We start from the raw sequence: 24321 nt of genomic DNA, 5'->3' as shown, positions 1-24321 counted from the left end.
ACCAGCCCCCGAAGGTGGACGAACGTGACTGCTATGGTCGTTGGATGCTGATCGACCCGGCCGTCGTCGAGGTGCTGCGGTGAAGCTGGCGATCCTCGGCGGTGGCGGGTTCCGCGTGCCCCTGGTGCACCGCGCGCTGCTGGCCGGCGGCGGGGTCACCGAACTGGTCCTGCACGACGTCGACGCGGGACGGCTCGCCGCGATCGAGCGGGTCCTCGCCGAACAGGCCGAGGACGTCTCCGGCGCGCCGCGGGTGCGCACGACCACGGACCTCGCCGTCGCCTTGTCCGATGTGGACTTCGTGTTCTCCGCCGTCCGGGTCGGCGGCCTGCGTGGCCGACAGCTGGACGAGCAGGTCGCGGCCGCGGAAGGCGTGCTGGGCCAGGAAACGGTCGGCGCGGGCGGGATCGCCTACGGGCTGCGGACGGTCCCGGTCGCCGTCGGTCTCGCGCGGACGATCGCGGAACTGGCGCCGCGCGCGTGGGTCATCAACTTCACCAACCCCGCGGGGCTGGTGACCGAGGCGATGGCCGCGCACCTCGGCGGCCGGGTGATCGGCATCTGCGACTCGCCGGTGGGGTTGTGCCGCCGCGTCGCCCGGGCCCTCGGGATCGACCCGGCGACGGCGTGGTTCGACTACGCGGGCCTCAACCACCTCGGCTGGCTTCGCGCGGTCCGCGTCGGCGGGGAAGACGTCCTGCCGCGGCTGCTCGCCGACGCGGCCGCGTGCGAGTCGTTCGAGGAGGGGAAGCTCTTCGGCGCGGACTGGCTGCGGGCACTCGGCGCCCTGCCGAACGAATACCTGCACTATTACTACTTCGCGCGCGAGGCCGCCGGTTCGGAATCGCGCGGGGCCTTCCTGCTGGAGCAGCAACGCGGGTTCTACGCGGAACCTTCGCTGGCGTCGTGGGAGCGCACGCGCTTGGAGCGCGAAGCGACGTACATGGCCGAGACGCGCGAAGGGGAGCGGGATGCGGACGATCTCGACGGCGGTGGCTACGAAAACGTCGCGCTGGCGTTGCTGCGCGCGATCGCGCACGGCGAACGCACGACGCTGATCCTCAACGTCCGCAACGGTTCCGCGCTCCCCGGCGTGCCCGGATCGGCGGTCGTCGAGGTGCCGTGCGTCGTCGACGCGAACGGCGCCCGCCCGATCGCCGCCGGGCCGCTGCCGGACCACGCGCTGGGCCTGGTGACCGCGGTCAAGGCCGTCGAGCGGGCGACGATCGAAGCGGCGACGACGGGTTCGCGGGCCGCGGCGCTGCGGGCGTTCGCGCTGCACCCGCTGGTCGACTCGGTGTCGGTGGCGCGGCGACTGCTCGACGGCTACGTCGCCGTGCACCCCGAACTCGCCTACCTGGCCCGGTAAGCCAGCTCGCGCACCAACGGCGCCAACCGAAGCGCCAGGTCGGCGTCGACCAGTTCGAGCTCGCCGACGAACAATTCCGTGACGGTGTGGAAGGCCCGGGCGGCATCATCGAGCCCGCGGACGAGCGTTTCCTCGAACGGTGCGGTGACGCCGGCCGGGAGCAGGTCGAGCCCGCGGCCCTCGACCGCGGTCAGGCCGTGACGCACGCAGGCCAGCGCCAGGGTGTATTCCCGGACCCGGCTGATCATGTACTCGGCCTGCCAGCCGCGGCCGCGTTCGATGCTCGACCGCGCGTGCAGGGCGTGCAGCCAGGCCAGGTCGATCAGCCGCCGCGGCTCGGGAGGTGGTGACGGCGCGCGGTCCTGGGCCGTCCCGAACAGCAGCCGGAACTTCGGCGTCGTCGCGCCGAAGTCCGCTTCCGGCCAGAACGCCAGGTCGACCTGCAGGGTGTTCTCCAGGAGGAACACGCGGAACACGGTCCGCTCGAACACGACGTCCATGTGGTGGACGGCACCGTGTTCGCGGTACATCCGCGCGGTGAAGTCCGCGAGCACCGGCCCCGGCTCGCCGGTGACGGCGAAGGCGAGATCGATGTCCGACCACTCGTCTTCGGCATCGAGCGCGGCCGAGCCGGTGAGCGCGGCACCGCTGACGCGCTCGTCCGACTCGGCCGCCTCGACGAGGGCTTGGCGGAGCATGTTCCGATCCCCCGGTGTGTACATGATCCCCAGGCTAGACCGCGGCCATCGCGTTGAATTCCGCTTCGGCTTCGTCCCGCTCGACGTACTGGGACCACGCCTTGTCCGCGATGGCGTCCGGATCGAGCGTTCCCACGGTGAATCCGTGGTCCTGCTCGGTGAACATGCGGTGGATGTCGCCGCGCTCGATGAGACCGCCGATGGTCAACATTCCGGCGTGGACGCCCGTTTCGCGCAGAGCCGCGTGGAGCGTCAGGACGTACATGCGCAACGCCGCCGACGCCGGGGCGAGGCTGCCGAGCATCGGCATCGGGTACTTGCCGCTCAGGCCGCCGGCGAACAGCAGCGAACCCGAACCGCGTTCCAGCATGCGTGGCAGCACGGCCTCGACGAGCCTCGCCGCCGGGAGCACGATGGATTCGAACGGCACGCGCAGGGCGTCGGCGCCGGCTTCGGTGAGCGGCGTGATGCCGGTGCCGGCGTCGGCCGGCCCGAAGTACACGGTGTCGATCTCGCCCGCCTCGGCCGTGATGCGCGCGAGGACGGCCCGGAGCTGGGCGTCGTCGGTGACGTCGGCGGTGTAGGTGGGCGCGGTGATCCCGGCCAGTGCCGTGCGGTACGTCGCGTGCCGGGCGTCGGTGCGTGAGACCAGGGCCGTCGTGAAGCCTTCGCGGCCGAAGCGGCGGGCGATCGACAGGCCGAGCCCGGGCCCGACACCCAGGACGGCGATCACTTTCGGCAAGGGAACCTCCTCGGAAGAACTTGAGACTGTTCTCAACTTATCGCCAAGGTGAGGATCGCGTCAACTTAGTCGTCCCACTGTCCACAGGGGACGGACGGCGGCCGATCGGGCGAAGTTCGGCGTCCGGACGGGGCTTTCGCGGCGCCACACCTTCCGGCACGCCCGGCGGGGCGCTCATCATCGGCGCCATGACCGCCGCCTATCCCGCCGAGAAGGACCATCCCGCCGTCCCGATGGGGGCGGTCTACGCCGGCCACCCGCCGGTGTCCCGGATCGCGTTCCCGAGCGGGCACGAAGGCTGGCTCGTGACGCGCTACGACGACGTCCGCACGGTCTTCGCCGACCCGCGGTTCAGCCGCGCCCTGCTCTACCCGGGCGCGCCGTGCCTCATCGAACCGGGCGACTTCTCGACCGGGGAGGACAGCATCCTCAACCTCGATCCGCCCGGCCACACCCGCCTGCGCCGGCTTTCGGCGCAGGCGTTCACCGTCCGGCGGATCGCCGCGCTGCGGCCGCGGATCCAGGAGCTTGCCGACGGCCTGGCCGACGCGCTGGTCGCCAACGGCCCGCCGGCCGGCCTGGTCGAGGAGTTCGCGTTCCCGCTGCCCACCGCCGTCATGTGCGAGCTGCTCGGCGTCCCGTTCGCCGGCCGCGAGCGGTTCCGGCAGTGGTCCCGGGTGATCGTGACCCCGATGCAGCACACGCCGGCCGACGTCGAGCGGGCGCGCCGGGACGGCGCCGACGACATGGCCGAACTGGTCGCGGCCAAACGGGCCCGGCCGGCCGGCGACTTCCTCAGCGCTCTCGTGCACGCCCGCGACGAGGACGGCGACCGCCTGACCGAACCGGAGCTGATCGACCTCGCGACCCAGCTGCTGCTGGCCGGGCACGAGACGACGGTCAGCCTCATCTCGACCGGCGTCGTCCTGCTCTGCCGGCACCCGGAGCAGCTCGCCGCGCTGCGGGCCGATCCCGCGCTGGCGCCCGGCGCGGTCGAGGAGATCATGCGCTTCGACGGCCCGGCCGACGCCTCCCTGCTGCGTGTCGCGCTGGAAGACGTCGAGCTCGGCGGGGTGCTCGTGCGCCGCGGCGAGGCTGTCCTGGCGCACACCGGCGCGGCGAACCGCGACGAGAACGTGTTCCCGGGCGCGACCGAGTTCGACATTCGTCGCCGGGACGCCCCGCAGCTCGGCTTCGGGCACGGCATCCACTTCTGCCTCGGTGCCGCGCTGGCCCGGCTGGAGGGCGAGATCGCCCTGCGGACGCTGCTTGACCGGCTACCCGGTCTGGCCCTGGCCGTCCCGGCGGAAACGATCGCCTGGCGGCCGCCGTTGTCGGTCCGCGGGCCCGAGGAGGTGCCGGTGACCTGGGTGGCCTGAGCCTGCGCCGAATGTCGTCATCGGTTGGCGCCACCGGCCGAGTGCGGCAGGCCGTCGCTGCTCCAAGCGGGTAGAACATGTTCCAGTTGAAGGCCGCGTGCGTAGATCATGGCCTCGCCGTTCCCGCGAGCGATGGAGTGCGCCATGGATGCCGCCGATCTGACCCGCCGTCAAATCCTGCGCGGCACCGCGGCGGGCGTGGGCCTCGCCGTGACGTCCGGCCTCGCGGCGGCGCCGTCCGCGGGCGCCGCGCCGCTGCTGGGCGAGTACGACGTCGTCGTGGTCGGCTCCGGCGCGGCCGGGATGACCGCGGCGCTGACGGCGGCCAAGCGCGGGCTGAGCGTCGTCGTCCTCGAGAAGGCGCCGACGTTCGGTGGCTCGGCGGCCCGGTCCGGCGCCGGCATCTGGATCCCGAACAACCCGGTGCTGCTCGCCGCCGGGGTGCCGGACACGCCGGCCAAGGCCGCGCAGTACCTCGCCGCCGTCGTCGGTCCCGAGGTGCCGGCCGCGCGGCAGAAGGCGTTCCTGCGCAACGGCCCGGAGATGATTTCGTTCGTCATGGCGAACAGCCCGCTGCGGTTCCGCTTCATGGAGGGCTACAGCGACTACTACCCGGAGCTGCCGGGCGGCCTGCCGAACGGCCGGTCGATCGAGCCGGACCAGTTCGACGGCAACCTGCTGGGCGCCGAGCTGGCGCACCTCAACCCGCCCTACCTCGCGACGCCGCCCGGGCTCGTCGTGTTCAGCGCCGACTACAAGTGGCTGAACCTCGCCGCGGTGAACGCCAAGGGCGCCGCGGTCGCCGCCGCCTGCCTCGCCCGCGGCACGGCCGCCGCGCTGGCCGGGCAGAAGCCGCTCACCATGGGCCAGTCGCTCGCCGCGGGCCTGCGGGTGGGCCTGCTCCGGGCGAACGTCCCCGTGTGGCTGAACACCCCGCTCGTCGACCTGAACGTCGAAAACGGCGCGGTCACCGGGGTGCTGGTACCGCAGGGGCTGGTGCGCGCCCGGCGCGGCGTGATCGTCGGCTCGGGCGGCTTCGAGCACAACGCCGCGATGCGCGCGCAGTACCAGCGGCAGCCGATCGGCACGGCCTGGACGGTCGGCGCCAAGGAGAACACCGGCGACGGCCATCGGGCCGGGCAGCGTGCCGGCGCCGCCTTCGACCTGATGGACGACGCCTGGTGGGGCCCGGCCATCCCGGTCCCCGGCGACCCGTACTTCTGCCTGGCCGAACGCACTCTGCCCGGCGGGCTGGTCGTGAACCAGGCCGGGCAGCGGTTCGTCAACGAAGCCGCGCCCTACAGCGACGTCGTGCACACCATGTACGACAAGAACCCGACGGCGCCGGACATCCCGGCTTGGCTGGTCGTCGACCAGAACTACCGGAACAAGTACCTGTTCCGCGACCTCCTGCCGCTGCTGCCGTTCCCGGACGCCTGGTACTCGGGCGGCGCGGTCTTCAAGGCGTCGAACATCCAGGACCTCGGCGCGAAGATCGGCGTGCCGCCCGCCGCGCTCAAGTCCACAGTGGACCGGTTCAACGGCTTCGCGTTGTCCGGCGTCGACGCCGACTTCCGGCGCGGCTCGAGCGTGTACGACCACTACTACACGGACCCGCTGGTGCTGCCCAACTCCTGCCTCGCGCCGCTGTGGGCACCGCCCTTCTACGCGCTGAAGATCGTCCCGGGTGACCTCGGCACGAAGGGCGGCATGCGCACGGACGCCCGGGCGCGGGTGCTCCGTCCGGACGGCTCCGTGATCCGCGGCCTGTACGCGGCCGGCAACGCGAGCGCGGCGGTGATGGGACACAGCTACGCCGGCGCGGGCTCGACCATCGGCCCGGCGATGACCTTCGGCTACATCGCCGCGAACGACGTCTGACTCAGCTGAACTCCTTCCGCACCAACGGAAGCACCTCGGTGCCGAGGAGTTCGATGGCCCGCATGACCTCCGCGTGCGGCACGCCCGACCAGTCCATCTGCAGGGCGTAGCGGTCCGCGCCGGTGAGCTTGCCGACCTCGATGAGCCGCTCGGCGACCTCCTGGGGGCTGCCGACGAACAACGCCTGCGCGTCGCGGGTGTACTCGTCGTACTCCGCCCGGGTCGGGATCGCCCAGCCGCGGGCGCGGGCGCCGTACTTCATCGTCTCGAGCCAGTACGGATAGAAGGTCTCCTTGGCCTGCCGGGAGTCCGGTGCGACGAACCCGATCGCGCTCATGGTGACGTGCAGGTCTTCGGCGCCGTGCTCACCGGCTTCCCCGGCCTGGCGATACAGGTCGACCAGCGGGGCGAAGCGCTCGGGGCGGCCGCCGATCACGGCGTACACCACCGGCAGCCCGAGCAGCCCGGCCCGGATCGACGACTCGGGGTTGCCGCCGGTGCCGATCGAAATTCGCAGGCGCCTGCCGTACGGCCGGGGCAGGATCCGCGCGTTCTCCAGCGGCGGGCGGAACCGGCCGGACCAGGTCAGCGGGTCCTCGCGGTCGATCCGCAGCAGCAGCGCCAGCTTCTCCTCGAACAGCTCGTCGTAGTCGCCCAGGTCGTTGCCGAAGAGCGGGAACGACTCGGTGAACGATCCGCGGCCGGCGAGCAGTTCGGCGCGCCCGTGGCTGAGCTGGTCGAGCGTGGTGAACTGCTGGTAGACGCGCACCGGGTCCTCGGTGCTCAGCACCGTCACGGCCGAGCTCAGCGTGATCTGGCTGGTGACGCTCGCCGCCGCGGCCAGCACGGTGCCCGGGTTCGAGATCGCGTACTGGTCGAGGTGGTGTTCGCCGAGGCCGTAGAAGCCGAGGCCCAGCTCGTCGGCGAGCTTGATGCGCTCGAGCGTGTTGGCCAGCGTCCGGGCGACGGTGAGCTGTTCGCCGGTGCGCGGGTCCGGCGCGCGGTCGCCGAAGCTGTAGATCCCGAGTTCCATGTAACGTTCAACCATTTGTGTGGCCGAATCGTTCCCTCAGCCGAAGCGGGCCTGGATGGCCTTCAGGTTCTTCTCCGAGAGCTGCAACGCGGCAGCCCGCAGACTCAGGCCGTCGAGGGTGGCCAGCTCGAACATCCTGGTCACCAGCTCGCGCATCCGGGCCCGCACCTTGCCGAAGGCCTCGTCGGCGTCCGCGCCGACGTCGCCGAACAGCGTCCACCACCACCACGAGTTGGTCGCGGAGTTGGCCACGAAGTCCGGCACCACCCGGATGCCACGGGCGTCCAGGAGCTCTTCGGCGTCCGCGGTGACCGGCATGTTCGCGGCCTCGACGATGAGCTTCGCGTCGATCTTGGCCTGGTTGTCGCTGTCGACGCAGTAGGAGATGGCCGCCGGCACCAGGACTTCGGCCGGCACCTCCAGCCACGCTTCCGGCGGCAGGAGCCTGTCGCCGGGCTTGAGGTTGTCGCGGTCGATCCCGCCGAAGCGGTCGCGGTGGCGCAGCAGGTTTTCGACGTCGAGTCCCGCGGGGTTCACGACGACGCCGCGCACGTCCGAGACGCCGACCACCCGTAGCCCGGCTTCGGCGAGGAACCGCGCGGTCGCCCCGCCCATCGCGCCGAAACCCTGCACCACCACCCGGTTCGGCCGGCCGCTCAGCCCCAGCATTTCCAGCCCGGTCAGGGTGGCCTGCGCCACGCCGAGCCCGCCGACCAGCTCGTCGAGGCCCAGCCCGCCGACCTCGATCCGGAACGCTTCGGCGAGCCGTTCGGTCGCCGCCTCCCGGTCTTCGAGCAGCGGGTAGATCGCCTGCACCGAGCTGAGCAGCCCGATCTCCGCGATCACGCCGTCGATGACGTCCTGCCGCAGGCCGAGGTCTTCCCCCATGGTCCAGTAGCGCTCGATCAGCGGCCGCATGGCGTGCAGGTAGCGGGCGACGACGTCGCGGGCGCGCTCGTCGTACGGGTCGAAGTCGATGCCGCCCTTGGCGCCGCCCAGCGGGACGTACCGGCCGTCGGGGTCGTAGTTGAGGCCCTCCTTGAGCGTCATGCCCCTGGCCAGGCCACGGACTTCGAAGAGCGTGCAGCCGCGGCGCATCCGCAGGCCCCCGCTGGCCACCCCGCGCACGAGCCGGTCGATCACCAGGTAGCCGCGGCACCCGGTGACCGGGTCGGTCCACGCCACCTCCAGCAAGGCAGGTTCGGTCATCGCCCCCTCCGATCCTGATCGGCCGGTCAAGACCGGCCGCGCTTCATGAGCTCAAGCCCGAGCTCGTGGCCCAGCGCCTGTTCGAGCCACCGGCCGCAGTCGTCGGCGGTGACCGTGCCCTCGCGCGCGACCACCTGGGCCGCGAGCCCGTCGAGCAGCGCGGTCAGCCGCCACGCCGCGCCGTGCGGGTCCGGGCACCGGAACTCGCCGGCGCCGACGCCCTCGGCGATCAGCGCGACGACGGCGTCGCGCCACCGCAGGTCGAGCCGTTGCAGGACGGCGCGCAGCTGGGTGTCGCGCATCGCCGCCGCCCCCGCTTCGATCCACAGCTTCCAGCCGTTGGCGGTCGTGGTCGGCCCGTACAGCCTCAACACGGCGCGCAGGCGGGCGTCGACCGGGCCGCCGCGCTCCAGCTCGCCGCGCAGGTTCGCGAGGTCCTTCTCCGCCGCCTGCCGGAACGCTTCGATGATGAGCGCTTCGAGGGTGCCGAAGTGGTAGAAGATCAACGCCGTGCTGACGTCGAGGGCCTGGGCCACGTCGGCGGCCCGCACGCCGGCGATGCCCCGGGCGCGGATCTGCTCGAGCGCGGCCAGCACGATCTCGTCCCGCCGCACCGCCACCGCCTTGCGCGTCATGCGGCCACCGTACCCAGCGGCGCGGCGCGGCGGGAGGCTCCGAATGTGGGGTCTCGGACTGACTGGCCGGTCAGCACCGGAGGTCGGTGACGAGCGCCCGCAGCCACGGCTCGGCCATCGCGGGCTCGGTGGTGATGGTCCGGACGAGCCGGTCGCGCACCGGCGCGGACCGGCCGGCGGCGACGAGAGCGAACGCTTCGGCCAGCGCGCGCCGCGTCGCCTTGCCGTGACCGGGGGTCCGGACGGTGTCGTCGGTCCAGCGCTGCCGCGGGAACGACGGCGTCAGCTTCGGCTGGTCGTCGCCGAAGTAGTGCCAGACGGCCGGCGTGAGCGACACGTTGCGGACCGCCGACGCGGGCAGCTCGCCCGGCCAGGTGACGTCTTCCCGCCAGCGCCAGGCGTCCGGGCGGACCGGCTGGCGGAGGGTGACGCCGATGAACCGCAGCTTCCGGCGGATCACCTGCCACGCTTCGCGGTCCTCGGCGATCCAGCGCCGCAGCTGGAAGTAGAGCTCCGTGAACGTTTCGCCTTCGAAGACGAGGTCCACGAAGACGGTCGGCCGGGTGCCGCGGGCGAGTGCGTACGGCGTGATCCCGGCGGCGGCGAGGTTTTCGCGGAGCAGCGCGACGTCTCGGTGGCCGAGCCCGCGCCGCGGCTTCAGGGACATCGGCAGCCGGTGGACGCGGTCGTGCCACGACGTGCGTTCGAGCGCGCCGCCGAGGAGGTCGTGCATGCTGTCCAGCGACCGGCCGACGAAGTGGAGTTCGCCGTTGCCGCAGCGGGCGAGCACCTTGGCCGTGCAGACGGCGAGTTCGCCGAGGAACCAGAGATGGGGTTCTTCGACGTCGTCGAGGAGCGTCCCGACCTGGTCGGGACGCACCAGGTCCCAACGGAACGGCCGGTTCGTCATGGCGCCAGGCTAAGTTCGATATCCCTTGGGGGGCAACGGATTTTCGGACGGCCTGGTGCTGGGCCGCGGGCGGTGCCGTTCCGGGGCGGCGAGTTCGTCCTCGCCGCTGGGCGGATGCTTGCCGCGCGCGAGTACGCCGGGGAACCACGGCGGTGGTTCCCCGGCGTCCCGCTCAGACGGTCCACAGTGGATCGCGGCCCAGGTATCGGAGCAGCGCCGACGCCGCGTCGTCGTCCGGGTGGCCGTCCAGGGCGGGGGCGTAGGCGAATCCCCGCAAGGGTTCCGCCAGTTCCTTCGCCACCGGCAGCAGTGCCTCGGCCAGCTCCGCCGTCAGCGGGGAGGCCTGCCCCGTCGCGACCGCGATGTCCCACGCGTGCACCGCCGCGTCGAGGGCGGCCGCGCCGACCGCCACCGGGGCCGGGAGAGCGCCCTGGGGCAGCGGAGTGGGGACCGCCGTCGCGTCGGGAGCGACCGTGGCGAAGGCCGCTGCCGCGGCGGCGAGGGTCGGCTCGAGGAAGTCGCTCGCCGCGCCGTCGAGGTGGCCCGACGGGGAGAACGGGTCGAAGTCCGGGCCGCCCGAGCCCGTGATGAACGCCGCGTAGCCCAGCTGGTCGCCCGCCGCGTGCTGGAGGACCTGGGTGACGGTCCAGGCCTCGCACGGCGTCGGCGCCGACCAGCCCGAGTCTCCCGGGACGCCCGCGACGGCCGACCGCAGGGCGTGGTGCGCCGACGCGAGGACCGGCCAGGGCGCCAACCCGGCGAAGAACCGCCGGATGTCGCCGACCAGGACCTCCGGCGCTTCGTGCGCCGAGTAGTGGCCGGCGGCGTCACGCGGGCCACCGCTGCCGGCGCGCGTGTCGTAGGAGTTCCAGCTGACGATGTTCGCGTGGTCGCGCTCGGCGAACCGCCGGATCGACTGGAAGTCGCCGGCGAACATCGCCAGCCCCGTCGGCACCGTCGTCGGCCCCTCCGGGTGTGACATTGTGTGCGCGTCCGGGTGCGCGTCCGTGTGCGCGTCCTCGTAGTAGAAGCGGATCGACGAGCCGCCGGTGCGGGTCAGCCAGTACAGCGCCACGTTCGCGATGACGAAGTCGGCGTCGAGGTGCTCGCCGAACAGCTGGGCGTTCCACGCCAGCAGGCCGAGCGGGGAGTCGGCGAGCGCGAACGCCAGCGTGTGCGGCTGCTGGCTGTGCAGCGTGTTGAAGGAGAACATGTTCTCGTAGAACCACTGCAGGTGCGCGAGCGCGGCCTGGTCGGCTTCGCTCAGGTCCGCCAGCTCGGCCGGGTCGCCCGACGGGAACGCGAACAGCTGCGTGACGTGCACCCCGACGACCTTGTCCGGCGCGAGCCTGCCGATCTCCGGCGAAATCATCGACCCGGCGTCGTTCCCCACCGCGCCGTACGACTCGTAGCCCAGGCGGCTCATCAGCTCCACCCACGCGGCCGCGGTCCGGTGCGTGCCCCAGCCCGCCGACCGGGTCGGGCCCGAGAACCCGAAGCCGGGCAGCGACGGGATGACCAGGTGGAACGCCGGCGCGTCGGCCGACTCCGGCTCGGTCAGGGGGCCGATGACGTCGAGGTACTCGGCGATCGACCCGGGCCAGCCGTGGGTCAGGACCAGCGGGGTCGCGTCCGCCCGCGACGACCGGACGTGCAGGAAGTGGATGGTCTCGCCGTCGATCTCCGTCACGAACTGCGGGTACGCGTTGAGCCGCGCTTCGAACGCCCGCCAGTCGAACTTCTCCAGCCAGTGCTCCGCCAGCGCGCGGATCCGCTCGTTCGTGACGCCGTACTCGGCGGGCAGGTCGTCCGGCCACAGCGCGCCGCGCAGGCGGTTCCGCAGGTCGTCCAGGGCGGACTGGGGGATCTCGGCGCGGAAGGGGCGAAGGGCGGGGACTGTCATGGCTGGCTCCTCAAGACTGGAACGGAATGCTTCGTTCCGAACTGTAGCAGAGCGGAACGATCCGTTCCAGTGCTAATCTCGGGACATGTCCGAGACCGCTCTGCCCGGCCGCCGCGGCCAGGCCGCCCGCAACGACGTCGTCATCCTCGATGCCGCCCGCCAGGTCTTCCTGGTGGACCCGAAAGCGCCGATCTCGCACGTCGCCGAACGCGCGGGCGTCGGCATCAGCGCGCTCTACCGGCGGTACCCGAGCAAGGAGACGCTGCTCTGCCGGCTCTGCCACGACGGGCTCCGCACCTACATCGCCGAAGCCGAGGCCGCCGCGGCCGAGCCGGACGGCTGGGCGGCGCTGACCGCGTTCCTCAACCGGGTCGTGGACGCCGACGTGCACTCGCTGACCGTCCACCTCGCGGGCACCTTCACCCCGACGCCCGAGATGGGCGAGGACGCGCGGCGCGCGGGCGAACTGTCGGTCCGGCTGGTCGAGCGGGCGCGCGAAACCGGGCGCCTCCGCCGCGACGCCGTCGCCGAAGACCTCGGCATGATCCTCGAGTGCTGCGCCGCGATCCGCGTCGAGGACCCGGAGCGCACCGCGCAGCTACGGCGCCGGTACCTCGCGCTGCTCGTCGAGGGGTTGTCGGCCGCAGGCGGCCCGGACCTGCCGGGCCCACCGCCGCGTCCTGGCGAAATGAACGGTCGCTGGCGTCCCTCCTGACGGATGTGTGCGACATCGCCGGATGGCGGTAACGAATTCCGGGAGTGCGACGACTATTCAGCGTCAGCTTTTCCACGAATGGTCAAGAAGCATCTGTCAGAGCGGCATTCCCCGGACTGGAACAGTGAGATCACGACTATGCAAATGAGTTGGCGACGGATCACGATTCTGTCCTCGGTGGCCGCATTGGCCACGGCTTTCCTCGTGATGGCGCCCGCCGCGCAGGCGGCCCTGCCCACGAGTTCTGTCGAAGTCAGTCCCACCACCCTGGTCCCGGGACAGACATTCACCGTCACGCAAACGATTCACAATGATCGCGATTTCACGGTCACGTACGCGAAGGGCGCCATTTACGGCTCGCCGACCGCGATCACCGACGTCGCCGACGTCGTGTCCTGCACCAACACGACGGCAGCCGGCTGCTTCCAGTTCGGGAGCAGTTACCGCGCCGCGTTCGGCGACCTCGAGGCGGGCGGCACGAAGACCACGGTGTGGACCCTGCGCGTCAAGGACACCGCGGCGCCGGGCCAGTTCACGTTGCGGCACCAGTTCGTCGGCGACAACTACGCCTTCGAGACCTTCGACGGCCCGGTCATCACCATCGCCCCGCCGTCGAGCCTCGCCGACGTCAAGGTCGCGCTCGCCGCGGCCGGGCACGGCGGGCTGAACGCGAGCATCGACTACACCTTGACCGTGACGAACAACGGCCCGGCGGCCGCGTCCGGGATCCGGGTCGTGGCAACGTATGCGTCGGGCCTGTCGTTCGCGGGCGGAACCGGTTGCGCCCATGTCGGCACGACCCGGACGGTGAACTGCGACGTCGCTTCGCTGGCTTCGGGTGCTTCGGCGACGGCGAAGTTCTCGGTGAACGGCGGCCTGCTGGCGCTCGGTTCGTACACCACGACCGCGGTGCGGACGGCCAGCTCGCCGGCGGATCCCAACAGTGCCAACGACAGCGCGTCGAAGACGTGCTCGGTGCTGACCGGGCTCATCGTGACCTGCTGAGGGTTCGCGAGAGGTGGACCGGGCTCGTGTCCTGCGCCAAGGACGCGAGCCCGTTTCGCGGTTCAGGCGGTGACCGAGGCGTACAGCTTCGCGATGTCGTCGTCGAAATACGCGCTGTAGGAAACGTCGGGGGTGTCGCCGCCGAGCTGGTAGCCGCCGATCACCCCGATGACCGCGCCGTCGGCGACCCACGGCCCGCCGCTGGTGCCGTCGGGAAAACCGGGACAGGCGACGCGCAGTTGATCAGTGTCCGACCTTGTGGTGTTTCCCTCGCACACCACCGCGGAATCGGTGGTGTCGGGGTAGCCCGTGAGCGTGATCCGGTGCTCGAATCCGCGTTCGGTGCCGAGCACGTTCGCCCCGGTCAGGCTTTCCAGCGAAGCCGGGTTTCCGGCCTGGTGAACGGTGAGGAACGCGAAATCCAGATCCGGGTCGGCCGACGAGGTCCAGCCGTCCGCGACGGCGACTCCGGTCACCGTCCACATTCCGAACGGCGCCACGCCGTCGTGATAGCCCGGGGCGAAAGCCATGCCGTCCTGGAGGCAGTGGGCGGCGGTCAGGACCAGGTCGCCGTCACCGGAATGGACGACGCTCGCGGTGCAGAAATGGCTGCCCTTCGCGAACAACGCCCCGACCGCGGAACCGGTCTTCGCCGGCGGGGCGGAAGCGATCGTGCCCGCCGCGTAGGCGTCGTCGGCGGCCGTGTCCGCGCCGGCGGTCAAGCCGGCGCCGAGCACCAGCACCGCCGCCGCGGCCAGGAGCGCGGGCCGGGGAATCGAGATCGCCACCCGTCCAGATCACCACAGCGGGGCCAGGACGGCATCTCGGCGGAAGGGATCCACAGCGACTTCACAGCGCGGGACTCCGGCGTGCGGCCGCGACGACCCGCGAGACTAGCTGAGATCCTTCGGCAGCAGGGTGGTCGCCGCGTCGGGGGTGGTGACCGCCTTGGGCCGCCGGTCGCGGAAGAGCCAGCCGCCGATGATGCCGCCGGCGAAGCCGAACATGTGCCCCTGCCAACTGACCCCTTCTTCGGTCGGCAGCAGGGACGCGAACTGGTAGGCGAAGCACAAGGCCATCACCAGCCCGATCACGATGTCGATCAGGTGCCGGTCGAACAGCCCGCGCACGATGATGTAGCCGAAGTAACCGAACACCAGGCCGCTGGCGCCGACCGTGACCGAGTTCGACGGCGAAACGAACCAGACGCCGAGGCCGCTGGCCACGATGATCAGCACGCTCACGCCGAGCCACTTCTTCACCCCGCGGTAGGCGGCGAGGAACCCGAACACGAACAGCGGCCCCGAGTTGCCTTCGATGTGGCCCCAGCTGGAGTGCATGAACGGCGCGCTGAAGATCTCCGGCAGCGACGCCGGGTCGCGCGCCTCGATGCCGAACTCCCGGCTCAGGCCGTAGCCGGTGGGGGCGTTGACGAGCTGGACCACCCACAGCACGGCCAGCAGGCCGACCATCACCCACAGGGCCTTCTTGGCCTCGGCGATCATCGCCTCGGCGTCGCCGCGGGCCGGGCCTTCGCTGGTCGTGCTCATCGGTCCCCCCTGCTCGGTTTCGCGCTGAGGATAACCGGCTCGGGGCCGCGGACGCGGCGTTCCGGACCGAGCCGTGACCTGGCAGGGTGAACCTCATGACGTCACACCGGCCGGAGATGGTCTTCCGGGGGCGCCGCATGCCCGGCGACCGCGCACTGGTCATGGCCATCGTCAACCGCACGCCCGATTCGTTCTACGACAAGGGCGCGACCTTCGCCCGGGACGCGGCGCGCGCAGCGGTGGACCGCGCGGTCGCGGCGGGCGCCGACATCGTGGACATCGGCGGGGTGAAGGCGGGCGAGGGCCCCGAGGTCGACGTCGACGAGGAGATCGACCGGGTGGCGCCGTTCGTCGCCGAGGTGCGGGAGCGGCACCCCGGCCTGGTCGTCAGCGTCGACACCTGGCGCCACGAGGTCGGGCGCCGGGTCTGCGAGGCGGGCGCCCACCTGCTCAACGACACGTGGGCGGGCACCGACCCGGAGCTGGTCGAGGTGGCGGCCGAGTTCGGCGCGGGCTACGTCTGCTCCCACGTGGGCGGCATGCCGGTGCGGACCGACCCGTATCCCGCGCCGACGCCCGCCCGCCCGTTCTGGCCCCGCTACGACGACGTCGTCGCGGACGTGGTCGCCGAGCTGACGACGGCGGCCGAGCGGACCGTGGCCGCCGGGGTGCCGCGCGGCGGCGTGCTCGTCGACCCGACGTTCGACTTCGGCAAGAGCACCCGCCACGGCCTCGAGCTGCTCCGCCACTTCGACCGGCTGGTGGCCACCGGCTGGCCGGTGCTGGTCGCGCTGTCGAACAAGGACCTGATCGGCGAGACCCTGGACGTCGAAGCCCACGACCGCCTGGCGGGCACGATCGCGGCCACGGCGATCGCGGCGCGCGCCGGCGCCGCCGTCTTCCGCGCCCACAACGTCCGGGAGACCCGGGAAGCGGTGGCGGCGGTCGCGGGCCTGACGTCACGTCAGCCGTCCACTGTGGACTAGCCGGGCCGCAGCCGCCACAGCGACGTGACTTCGGCGGCCCGCGCCCGGTGCAGCGGGTCGGCCGGGTCGAGCGCGCGGGGATGCCGTGGGGTGGCGTCGGTCCGGCCGCCGACCCGGAGGCCCGCCGACGCGATCCAGCCGAGCAGCTCACTTCGCGAGCGCAGCCCCAGGTGCTCGGCCAGGTCCGACAGCACCAGCCAAGCCTCGCCGTCCGGGGTGAGGTGCCTGCGCGCCCGATCCAGGAAGCCGCGCAACATCCGGCTGCCCGGGTCGTACACCGCGTGGTCGAGCGGCGTGCGCGGCCGGCCCGGCAGCCACGGCGGGTTGCCCACCACCAGCGGTGCCCGGCCGGGCGGGAACAGGTCGGTCAGCACGACTTCGGTGCGCTCGCCGAACCCGAGCCGGGCCAGGTTGCCGGTCGCGCACGCGACGGCGCGGGGGTCGGCGTCCGTCGCCACCACCCGCCGCACCCCGCGGCAGGCGAGGACCGCGGCGAGCACGCCGGTGCCGGTGCCGATGTCGAACGCCAGCGCCGACGCGGGTAACGGCGTTTCGGCGACCAGGTCCACGTACTCCTGCCGCACCGGCGCGAAGACGCCGTAGTGCGGGTGGATCCGCGCGCCGAGGGCGGGGACGAAGAGGCCCTTCCGCCGCCATTCCGCGGCGCTCAGGACCCCGAGCAGCTCCCGCAGCGGCATCGCCGCGGGGACTTCCAGTGGGCCGTGGACCGCGGTGCACGCGGCGCGGACGTCCGGCGCCCGGCGCAGCGGGACGACGTGCCCCGGGTCCAGCGGCACGTACAGCAGGGAGAGCAGCCGAGCCCGGCGGGCGCGGTGCGCCCGGTAGGCGGGGTAGTCGTCCGGTGGCGGGGCGGGGATCCGCCGGTTCACGGCGTCGAGCAAGCGCCGCGCGGCCGGGTAGCCGCCGCGCCAGAGGAGCGCGGCGCCGGCGGAAACCGTGCGGAGGGCGGCGTCGGCGGAGAGCCGGTCGTCGGCGACGACGGCGTGGCGTGAAGGCGGGGAAAAGAGCCGGCGATCGGGTTCGCCGGGCACGACGAGGTGAGGCACGGGAAAGGGGTTTCCGTTCTTTGCTGCGGACACGACGAAGAACCCGCTGGGGAGCGGGCATACGTGATTGCCGGAGCGGGAACTAGCTCAGGACAGCAGCATGAACGGGGGTCGTCACCCTTCGACCATAGCCCTGGGCGCGGTGCCATGGCGTACAAAGGAACGCAGAGGTGATGCCGGATGACGCCCTCGGTGGTGCGGCACGAAAAGCGGCGCCGGTGGGCGGTCGTCGCCGCCGTGGCCGCGGTGCTGGTTTCCGTGCCGCTGGTCGTCGCCGCGCTGCCGCCGGCCGCGGAGCCGATCGACCCGGCCCGGTTGCGCGCGCTCGTGCTGGGGTCCGCCGGGCGGCCGTACCAGGGGTACGCCGAAAGCTCCGGTTCGCTCGCCCTGCCGGAGCTGCCGAACCTCGCCGACGTCGGCGCGCTCTTCGCCGGCCGGACGGCGATGCGCGCGTGGTACGCCGCGCCCGACCGCTACCGCGTCGACGTCCTCACCACCGCCGGCGAGCACGACGTCTACCGGCTGCCCGACGGCGAGTACACGTGGGACTACGGCGCCGGCACCCTGACCGAGCTGGTCGGCGAACCGACCGTCCGGCTGCCGCGCGCCGGGGACCTGCTGCCGCCCGAGCTGGCCCGGCGGATCCTCCGGGCGGCGAAGGACGACCCGGTGAGCGTGCTGCCCGCGCGGCGCGTCGCCGGCGTCGACGCGTCGGGACTCCGGCTCGTCCCCGCCGATCCGGACACGACGATCGGGCAGGTCGACGTCTGGGCGGACCCGGCGACCGGGCTGCCGGTGCGGGTCGAGGTGACCGCCCGGGGGCAGCGGGCCCCGATCCTGGTCACCGAGTTCCGGGAACTGGCGCAGACGACGCCGGTCGTCGAGGCGCCGCGGCCCGTGCCCGGCTCCGGGTTCAGCATCGCGAGCGCGCCGGACGTCACGAACGTGCTCGGCGCGCTGGGCCAGGTGCCGCTGCCGGCGACGCTGGCCGGACGCCGGGTGGCGTCGTCGGACTTCGGCGGGGTCGAGGGCGCCGCCCTCTACGGTTCCGGGCTGGCCGCCTTCGCGGTGATCGCCGTGCCGCGGAACGTGGCCGACGCGGCGAGCGACGCGGCCGGGAAGGCCGGCGCGGTGCCGGCCAAGCTGGCCGCCGGCACCGTGGTGCAGCTGACGATCACGCCGTTGTCGCTCGCGATCGTCCGCTCGTCCGTCTCCCGCCGCTCGTACCTGCTGGCCGGGCCGGTGACGCCCGCGGTGCTGCGCACGGTCGCGGACGAGCTGTCCCGGCTCCGCCGGAGCGGCCGATGATCGTCACGCGCGCGCTGACCAAGCGGTACGGCCGCACCGTCGCCGTCGACGCGGTCGGCCTGGAGGTCCGCGAAGGCGACCGCTACGGCTTCCTCGGCCCGAACGGCTCGGGCAAGACCACGCTGGTCCGGATGCTCCTCGGCCTGGTGTACGCCACCAGCGGCGAGATCGAGGTGCTCGGCAAGCCGGTGCCGAAGCGGGTCGCCGAGGTGCTGCCGGACGTCGGCGCGCTCGTCGAGGGCCCGGCCGCGTACCCGCACCTGTCCGGGCCGCGGAACCTGGCGCTGCTCGACGCCGCCGGGCGCGGGGGCGGGCGGCGGACGCGGCGCCGCCGGATCGACGAAGCCCTCGAGCAGGTCGGGCTGGGCGGGGTCGACCAGCGGCCGGTGAAGGCGTATTCGCTGGGCATGCGGCAACGGCTGGGGCTCGCCGGCGCGCTGCTGCGGCGGCCGCGGCTGCTGATCCTGGACGAACCGACGAACGGCCTCGATCCGCAGGGCATCAAGGAGATCCGCGAGCTGCTCACCGAGCTGAACGCGGGCGGCACCACGGTGTTCCTGTCCAGCCACCTGCTGGCCGAAGTGGAGCAGCTGTGCACGCGCGTCGGCGTCGTCGACCGGGGCCGGCTGGTGCTGGAGGAGGACCTGGGGACGCTGCGGGCAGCCACCGGCCGGGTGCTGGTGGGCACGCCGGACGCCGCGGCGGCGGCCGCGGTCCTCGACGGGCAGCTCGAGTCCCGCGACGGCGACCGCCTGGTCATCCGGCACGGCGACCCGGCGGCGTTGAACGCGCTGCTCGTCGAAGCCGGGGTGCGCGTGACGTCCATCCACGCCGAGCAGCGGACGCTGGAGCAGGTCGTCCTCGACGTCACAGGTCCGGGGTCGGACCGGTTCGGGGCCGCGGGATGATCGGCGTCGAGCTGCGGAAACTCGCGCTGCGGCCGCGGGCGTGGGTCAGCGTGCTGCTGCTCTGCCTGCTGCCCGCGATCGTCGGCGTCTTCCTGGCGACGGCCGACTTCGCGCCGCCGCCCGGGCAGGGCGGCGCGTTCCTGTCCGCGGTGGTGAACGACGGCGCGTTGTACCCCGCCGCCGCGCTCGCGCTGGTCCTGCCGTTGTTCCTGCCGATCGCGGTCGCGGTCACCGCGGGCGACTCGATCGCGGGCGAGGCGTCCGCCGGGACCCTGCGCTACCTGCTGGTGCGGCCCGTCGGCCGGACGCGGCTGCTGGCCGCGAAGATGGTCGCGCTCGCCGTGTACGTGACCGCGGCGATCGTGATCGTCGTGCTGACGTCGCTGGTGCTCGGAGTGGTCCTGTTCGGCACCGGCGGCGCCCCGGGCATCGCGGGCCCCGGCGGGCAGCCGGCCGGCGTGACGTCGTTGTCGGGGCAGTCGCTCAGCTCGTCCGGGCTGGGCTGGCGGCTGCTGGGCGCGGTGAGCTACATCGTGGTGTCGATGCTCGGGTTCGCCGCGGTCACCGTCTTCCTCTCCACGGTGACCGATTCGGCGCTCGGTGCCGCGCTGGGCGGGCTGGCCGTGCTGATCACCAGCTCGGTGCTGGAGACCCTCGACGCGGCGGCGTCGGTGAAGCCCTATCTGCCGACGCACTACTGGCTGTCGTGGATCGACTTCTTCCGCGATCCGGTGCTGTGGCGGAACATCGACCACGGGTTGCTGCTGCAGGCGGGGTACATCGTGGTGTTCTTCGGTGCGGCGTGGGCGAACTTCGCCACCAAGGACGTCACGAGCTGAGGCACTCCGTCGGTGCTTCGAGCGGCCCGGTACCGAGGGCCTGGAGGACGAGCTCGGTGACGGCGGGGTCGGTGGGCAGGTCGCCGTGGGCGGCCCGGTTTCCGGGGCAGACCCGTTGCAGGGCCACGTTGACGGCGCCGTCGAGCCGGGCCGAGTCCGGCGGGGTGACCGTTTCGTCCCGTTCGGTCCAGACCGACAGCCAGGGCAGCGCCGGCGGGATCGGCTCCTTCGCCAGCTCCTGCAGCAGCGTGCTGCCCGGGGCCAGCTGGCGGCACGCGGTGGGGCACGCGCCGGGCGCGAGCGCGCCGCCCGCCGCGGCCAGGCCGGTGCCGTGCATCGGCGCGCCGAGCGTGACCACGCGGCGGGCCTGGTGTTCGCCGCCCACCCGGGCGACCCACAGCCGGGCCACGACACCGCCCGCGGAGTACCCGACGACGTCGACCGAAGGCGCGCCGCCCGCGTAGGCCCGTTCGACGGCTTCGGCCAGGACGCCGGCCTGTTCCACCAGGTCGCCGGTGCCGTCGCCGGCGAGGGTGAGCACTTCGGTGGCGCGGCCGGTGGTCTGCCGGATCCGCGCGGCGAGGGCGTTGAGCGCGCCTTGCCCGCCGCCGTAGCCGGGGACGAGGAGCACCGGGCCCGGCCGGTTCTGGTCGGGGGTCCCGGCCCGCGGCGCCGCGCCGGTGCCGGAGGTGGCGACGACGGTCGCGACGAGCGCGGCCACCACGGCGACGGCGACGCCGCTCATCAGCAGGCGACGCCGTGGGCTGATACCGCGCCACCAGGCCGTGATCCGCACCCGTCCATCATGACCGCGCCGGTGCGGGACCGGCGTGCTGGAAGCCGTAACTCGCGTGATCGGACCCGTAACCGGCGTGATTGGGGCCGTAACTCGCGTGATTGGGGCCGTAACTCGCGAGTTCCGGCCCCAATCACGTGAGTTACGGCTGGAATCACGCGAGTTACGGGCGGGAAGTCACCCGTTCGCGCTGAACCGGCCCGCGGCGGACCTCGTGTGCCCGGTGGGAGTGGTGGAGACAAAACGGGGTGAGCCGATCATGCGGATGCGGACCGCGGTGCTCGTCGTGCCGGTGCTCGTGGTGGAACTGGTCGCCTGCGGCCGGCCGGTGGTGGTGGTGAAGACGGGCCGGGCTGTGCCCGTTCCGGCGCGCACCGAGGAGTGCACGTGGCTGGGGGACACCCCGGTGGCGCCGGAAGTGGTGCGCCTCTAGTCGAACGGGTCGAGCGTCAGGTACGCCGTCGCCGGGTTTCCGTCGTTGACCAGGGATTCGTGGTGGCCGACGTCGTCGAAGGCGAACGCGTAGGCCTTGCCGTCGGCCATCTGCGCGTGGATCTTGCGCGCGTAGTGGTTGGTGACGACGTCCTGGTAGAACCCGGCCGAGCTGGTGTCGGGCTGGTTCGCGTTCGTCAGCAGCGTCGAGCGGTTGAAGCCCGCGCACAGCGTGCGCGAGATCTGGCCGCGGACGTCGTTCGGCGCGTCGAGGTTCTTGTAGCAGCCGAAAACGCTGTCGGAGTCCGGTTTCCGGAACGCCGTCACGAACCCACCGGAGGTGTTGGTGAAGTTCATGACGTTGCCCGAAACGCGGCCGTAGTACTTCACGCCCGGCTGGTCCGCGACCGGGGTCACGGTCAGCGTCGACGAGCTGTACTTCGTCCAGACGCGGTCGATGTAGTCCTGCAGCACGTTCGCGGGCAGGGCGCCGGCCTCGATGCCGTGGCTCGGGGCGAGCGCGCGCAGGACCGTGCCGTCGGACCGCGTGCGGATCAGGTTGGCCCAGCCGCCCGGCTGACCGCGCAGCGCGTTGTAGAAACCGTTGTAGCCGCCCGGTTTCAGGTGCCCGGTGCTCTTCGTGGTGCCGCCTGCCGGCTGCACGCCGACCGCGTACGGCGCCGAGAACATGTCCACCTGCGTGCTGTTGATCCAGAGCCCGCCGTCGTCGAGCGTGTACTCCGACCAGTTGAAGAGGATGTTCACGTTCGGGTCGGACGGGTTCTGGATCGCCGGCTGCACCAGCCCGCCGGTGGCGAGCTTGAACACCAGCTTCTGGCCGTAGGAGAAGTAGATCCGGCCGGAGAACTTCGGGATCCGGATGGTGATCGACTGGCCGTTGGCCGGTCCGGGGATCGACGCGTCCGGCGCCGGGATCGGCGGTACCGCGCCGCCGGGCCAGGCGTGGAACGTGCCGCCGGCGTCGGCCCAGCCCTGCTGCCCGGTCGCCAGGTTCGTGCCGAGGTCGTAGAGGTACACCGGGTCGCCGCGGCCGGAGTTGTTGGTGATCTTCAGCGGGATGGTGGCGGGGACCGCGTCGGCGGCCGGGGCGACGGCGGTGGTGAGCCCGGCGGCGACGGCGGCCGCCGCGGCCAGGGTGGTCCACCGCCGCCGGAAGGAAGAACTGGTGCGCACGGGCGCCTCCTCGTCGAGGCCGATGATCGCAAGTTGTTCAGACCATTTCAGAGTCGGTGGCCCGGTGAGCGGTTGTCAAAGGCTGATATTTATCAGCCTCCGTCCGGCCCAACGCCCGGCGCTGCGCGAAGACGACGGCGGCGAGCACGATCGCGGCGCCGAGCAGCTGCCACGCCGTCAGCCGCTGGCCGAGCACCAGCCAGCCGAGCAGGGTCGCGACGACCGGGCTCAGCAGCCCGAGGAACGTCACGTGCGTGGGGGACAGCGCGCGGATCCCGCGGAACCACAGGCTGTAGGAGAGCGCGGCGCCGATCAGCGCGAGGTAGCCGTAGCCCGCGAGGTTCGCGCCGGACAGCACGGCCGGCGGCGGGCCTTCGACGGCGAGGGCGACCGGCACGAGGACCAGCCCGCCGGCGACGAGCTGCCAGCCGGTCGTCGCCAGCAGCGGCGCGGGCGACGTCCAGCGCTTGCTCAGCACGACGCCGATGGCCATGACGACCGCGCCGCCGGCCGCGGCGGCGACGCCGAGCGCGTCGAGTCGCGCGTCGGACCGCAGGACCAGCAGGCTGACCCCGGCCACGCCCGCGGCGCCGGCGAGGACGGTGCGGCGGGTCAGGCGTTCGCCCAGGAGGCCGGTGGACAGGCCCGCGACGAGCAGCGGCTGCAGGGCGCCGAGCGTCGCGGCGACCCCGCCCGGCAGCCGGTAGGCGGCGACGAACAGCAACGCCAGGAAGGCCCCGATGTTCAGCGTGCCGAGCACGAGCGAGCGCCACCACCAGCCGCCGCTCGGCAGGCGGCGGGTGAGGGCGACCAGGAGCAGCCCGGCGGGCAGCGCCCGGATCACCGCGGCGAGCAGCGGGCGGCCGGGCGGGAGGAGTTCGGTCGTGACGAGGTACGTGGTGCCCCAGATCGCGGGCGCCAGCGCGGTGACCAGCAGGAGGGAGAGTCGATTGTTTAGCACTAAGACAGTTTAGCTCAGCGCTAAGATAAATGACCAGTACTCACTTACCGCTAAGGAATCGGTTACGCTCGGGCGATGGCCGACCACGTGGACCGCGTGCTGGAGCAGTGGCACGCCGAGCGTCCCGACCTCGACGTCTCGCCGATGGGAGTGATCGGCCGGCTGACGCGGCTCAGCGCGCTCGTCGACACGGAGCTCCGCCGCACCTTCGCCCGCCATGGCCTGGACCGCGCGACGTTCGACGTCCTCGCGACGCTGCGCCGCAGCGGGCCGCCCTACCGGCTGACCCCGACGGAGCTGATGCGCTCGGCGATGGTCACGTCCGGGGCCGTCACCCAGCGGCTCGACAAGCTGGAGGCCCGCGGGCTGGTCAAGCGCACCCCGAACGAAGCCGACGGCCGCGGGGTGCGCGTCGAGCTGACCGACGCCGGCGGTGAGCTGATCGACCGCGCCCTGCCCGATCACGTGGCGACCGAACACCGGATCCTGGCCGCGCTGGGTGGCGAGCAGCGGGAGGAGCTGGCCGCGACGCTGCGGACGTTGCTGGAGAGCCTCGGCGGCGCGGGCTCCTAGGAAGCGCCCCAATGTGGCGTTGGGTGCGGTGGATGCACCGAATGCCACTTTGGGTGCGCTGGACGCACCCAACGCCACATTGGGTGCGCTGGACGCACCCAACGCCACATTGGGTGCGGTGGATGCACCGAATGCCACTGTGAGGATGTGGGGGCGAGGTCACCGGTCCGGTTTGACTCGGAACGCCACCGACCGTGGTGTCTGGCCAATGATCTGTCGGCCGGTCCG

General features: G+C 72.5%; 24 protein-coding genes. 11 read left to right on the top strand and 13 right to left on the bottom strand.

Translation table 11 applies throughout. The features are described from left to right. The first annotated feature begins 79 nt into the window (after positions 1-79). Positions 80-1369 carry a 6-phospho-beta-glucosidase gene (locus tag AB0M82_RS36790; protein ID WP_364732230.1) on the top strand — a complete coding sequence of 430 codons (1290 nt, stop codon included), beginning with the start codon at positions 80-82 and terminating at the stop codon, positions 1367-1369. On the opposite strand, the gene AB0M82_RS36785 is transcribed toward AB0M82_RS36790, so the two are convergent. Together AB0M82_RS36785 and AB0M82_RS36780 are read right to left on the bottom strand one after the other, a co-directional pair. Then, a complete protein-coding gene (locus AB0M82_RS36785) occupies positions 1354-2091 on the bottom strand; it encodes a nucleotidyltransferase domain-containing protein (protein ID WP_364732227.1) in 738 nt (245 codons plus the stop codon). The genes AB0M82_RS36790 and AB0M82_RS36785 overlap by 16 nt on opposite strands. Positions 2092-2101: 10 nt before the next feature. After that, the gene (locus AB0M82_RS36780) at positions 2102-2809 is read right to left on the bottom strand and encodes an SDR family NAD(P)-dependent oxidoreductase (protein WP_364732224.1); all 708 of its coding nucleotides are present in this window, start codon (positions 2807-2809) and stop codon (positions 2102-2104) included. 188 nt (positions 2810-2997) lie between these two features. On the opposite strand from AB0M82_RS36780, the gene AB0M82_RS36775 reads away from it, so the two are divergent. Both AB0M82_RS36775 and kstD read left to right on the top strand, forming a co-directional pair. Beyond that, a complete protein-coding gene (locus tag AB0M82_RS36775) occupies positions 2998-4188 on the top strand; it encodes a cytochrome P450 (RefSeq protein WP_364732221.1) in 1191 nt (396 codons plus the stop codon). A gap of 144 nt (positions 4189-4332) precedes the next feature. Further along, positions 4333-6069 (top strand): 3-oxosteroid 1-dehydrogenase, encoded by a 1737-nt coding sequence (kstD, locus tag AB0M82_RS36770; RefSeq protein WP_364732218.1) that lies wholly within the window; start codon positions 4333-4335, stop codon positions 6067-6069. Between the two features lies 1 nt (position 6070). On the opposite strand, the gene AB0M82_RS36765 is transcribed toward kstD, so the two are convergent. The 5 genes from AB0M82_RS36765 to AB0M82_RS36745 all read right to left on the bottom strand — a co-directional run bounded on the left by AB0M82_RS36765 (position 6071) and on the right by AB0M82_RS36745 (position 11759). Continuing rightward, positions 6071-7102: an LLM class flavin-dependent oxidoreductase gene (locus AB0M82_RS36765; RefSeq protein ID WP_364732215.1), complete on the bottom strand. Its 1032-nt coding sequence runs from the start codon at positions 7100-7102 to the stop codon at positions 6071-6073. A 36-nt stretch (positions 7103-7138) separates the two neighbouring features. After that, entirely contained in the window at positions 7139-8311 is a 1173-nt protein-coding gene (locus tag AB0M82_RS36760) for a Glu/Leu/Phe/Val dehydrogenase dimerization domain-containing protein (protein WP_364732213.1), read from the bottom strand. Positions 8312-8337: 26 nt separating this feature from the next. After that, on the bottom strand, positions 8338-8946 hold the full coding sequence (locus tag AB0M82_RS36755) for a TetR/AcrR family transcriptional regulator (RefSeq protein WP_364732211.1): 609 nt from the start codon (positions 8944-8946) through the stop codon (positions 8338-8340). A gap of 70 nt (positions 8947-9016) precedes the next feature. Continuing rightward, entirely contained in the window at positions 9017-9856 is an 840-nt protein-coding gene (locus tag AB0M82_RS36750; RefSeq protein WP_364732208.1) for a hypothetical protein, read from the bottom strand. A 172-nt stretch (positions 9857-10028) separates the two neighbouring features. Further along, positions 10029-11759, bottom strand: coding sequence for a TIGR03086 family metal-binding protein (locus AB0M82_RS36745; RefSeq protein WP_364732205.1), 1731 nt, complete (start codon positions 11757-11759; stop codon positions 10029-10031). Between the two features lie 85 nt (positions 11760-11844). Here AB0M82_RS36745 and AB0M82_RS36740 point away from each other — a divergent pair, with 85 nt between their 5' ends. Together AB0M82_RS36740 and AB0M82_RS36735 are read left to right on the top strand one after the other, a co-directional pair. Next, a complete protein-coding gene (locus AB0M82_RS36740) occupies positions 11845-12474 on the top strand; it encodes a helix-turn-helix domain-containing protein (RefSeq protein ID WP_364732202.1) in 630 nt (209 codons plus the stop codon). 177 nt (positions 12475-12651) lie between these two features. After that, positions 12652-13479 carry a DUF11 domain-containing protein gene (locus AB0M82_RS36735; protein ID WP_364732343.1) on the top strand — a complete coding sequence of 276 codons (828 nt, stop codon included), beginning with the start codon at positions 12652-12654 and terminating at the stop codon, positions 13477-13479. Positions 13480-13541: 62 nt separating this feature from the next. Here AB0M82_RS36735 and AB0M82_RS36730 read toward each other — a convergent pair whose 3' ends face one another. Then, positions 13542-14267: a serine protease gene (locus tag AB0M82_RS36730; RefSeq protein WP_364732199.1), complete on the bottom strand. Its 726-nt coding sequence runs from the start codon at positions 14265-14267 to the stop codon at positions 13542-13544. Positions 14268-14372: 105 nt separating this feature from the next. After that, positions 14373-15029 carry a rhomboid family intramembrane serine protease gene (locus AB0M82_RS36725; RefSeq protein ID WP_364732196.1) on the bottom strand — a complete coding sequence of 219 codons (657 nt, stop codon included), beginning with the start codon at positions 15027-15029 and terminating at the stop codon, positions 14373-14375. A gap of 95 nt (positions 15030-15124) precedes the next feature. Between AB0M82_RS36725 and folP the strand changes: the two genes are divergently transcribed. Next, the gene (gene folP / locus AB0M82_RS36720; protein WP_364732193.1) at positions 15125-16015 is read left to right on the top strand and encodes a dihydropteroate synthase; all 891 of its coding nucleotides are present in this window, start codon (positions 15125-15127) and stop codon (positions 16013-16015) included. Here the strand turns inward: folP and AB0M82_RS36715 are convergent. Next, positions 16012-17082 carry a class I SAM-dependent methyltransferase gene (locus AB0M82_RS36715; RefSeq protein WP_364732190.1) on the bottom strand — a complete coding sequence of 357 codons (1071 nt, stop codon included), beginning with the start codon at positions 17080-17082 and terminating at the stop codon, positions 16012-16014. The genes folP and AB0M82_RS36715 overlap by 4 nt on opposite strands. A gap of 180 nt (positions 17083-17262) precedes the next feature. Here AB0M82_RS36715 and AB0M82_RS36710 point away from each other — a divergent pair, with 180 nt between their 5' ends. Genes AB0M82_RS36710 through AB0M82_RS36700 form a run of 3 tightly spaced genes read left to right on the top strand, consistent with a single transcriptional unit; the run spans position 17263 to position 20137 of the window. Beyond that, entirely contained in the window at positions 17263-18390 is a 1128-nt protein-coding gene (locus tag AB0M82_RS36710) for a hypothetical protein (protein WP_364732188.1), read from the top strand. Continuing rightward, positions 18387-19298, top strand: a complete 912-nt coding sequence (locus AB0M82_RS36705; RefSeq protein ID WP_364732185.1) for an ABC transporter ATP-binding protein — start codon at positions 18387-18389, stop codon at positions 19296-19298. The genes AB0M82_RS36710 and AB0M82_RS36705 overlap by 4 nt, the downstream gene beginning before the upstream one ends. Further along, positions 19295-20137, top strand: coding sequence for an ABC transporter permease (locus tag AB0M82_RS36700; RefSeq protein WP_364732182.1), 843 nt, complete (start codon positions 19295-19297; stop codon positions 20135-20137). Before AB0M82_RS36705 ends, AB0M82_RS36700 begins: the two co-directional genes overlap by 4 nt. On the opposite strand, the gene AB0M82_RS36695 is transcribed toward AB0M82_RS36700, so the two are convergent. Further along, positions 20127-20933, bottom strand: coding sequence for a lipase (locus AB0M82_RS36695; protein WP_364732179.1), 807 nt, complete (start codon positions 20931-20933; stop codon positions 20127-20129). The two genes, AB0M82_RS36700 and AB0M82_RS36695, sit on opposite strands and share 11 nt — an antisense overlap. Positions 20934-21192: 259 nt before the next feature. Here AB0M82_RS36695 and AB0M82_RS36690 point away from each other — a divergent pair, with 259 nt between their 5' ends. After that, a complete protein-coding gene (locus AB0M82_RS36690) occupies positions 21193-21366 on the top strand; it encodes a hypothetical protein (protein WP_364732177.1) in 174 nt (57 codons plus the stop codon). Here the strand turns inward: AB0M82_RS36690 and AB0M82_RS36685 are convergent. Beyond that, positions 21363-22559 carry a glycoside hydrolase family 64 protein gene (locus tag AB0M82_RS36685; protein WP_364732175.1) on the bottom strand — a complete coding sequence of 399 codons (1197 nt, stop codon included), beginning with the start codon at positions 22557-22559 and terminating at the stop codon, positions 21363-21365. The genes AB0M82_RS36690 and AB0M82_RS36685 overlap by 4 nt on opposite strands. Before the next feature lie 37 nt (positions 22560-22596). Next, on the bottom strand, positions 22597-23520 hold the full coding sequence (locus tag AB0M82_RS36680) for an EamA family transporter (RefSeq protein ID WP_364732173.1): 924 nt from the start codon (positions 23518-23520) through the stop codon (positions 22597-22599). A 75-nt stretch (positions 23521-23595) separates the two neighbouring features. Between AB0M82_RS36680 and AB0M82_RS36675 the strand changes: the two genes are divergently transcribed. Beyond that, positions 23596-24093, top strand: coding sequence for a MarR family transcriptional regulator (locus tag AB0M82_RS36675; RefSeq protein WP_364732171.1), 498 nt, complete (start codon positions 23596-23598; stop codon positions 24091-24093). The last annotated feature ends 228 nt before the right edge of the window (positions 24094-24321 follow it).

Source organism: Amycolatopsis sp. NPDC051128, from assembly GCF_040682715.1.
Lineage (GTDB): Bacteria > Actinomycetota > Actinomycetes > Mycobacteriales > Pseudonocardiaceae > Amycolatopsis.
This window is presented reverse-complemented; position numbering and strand designations above follow the sequence as displayed.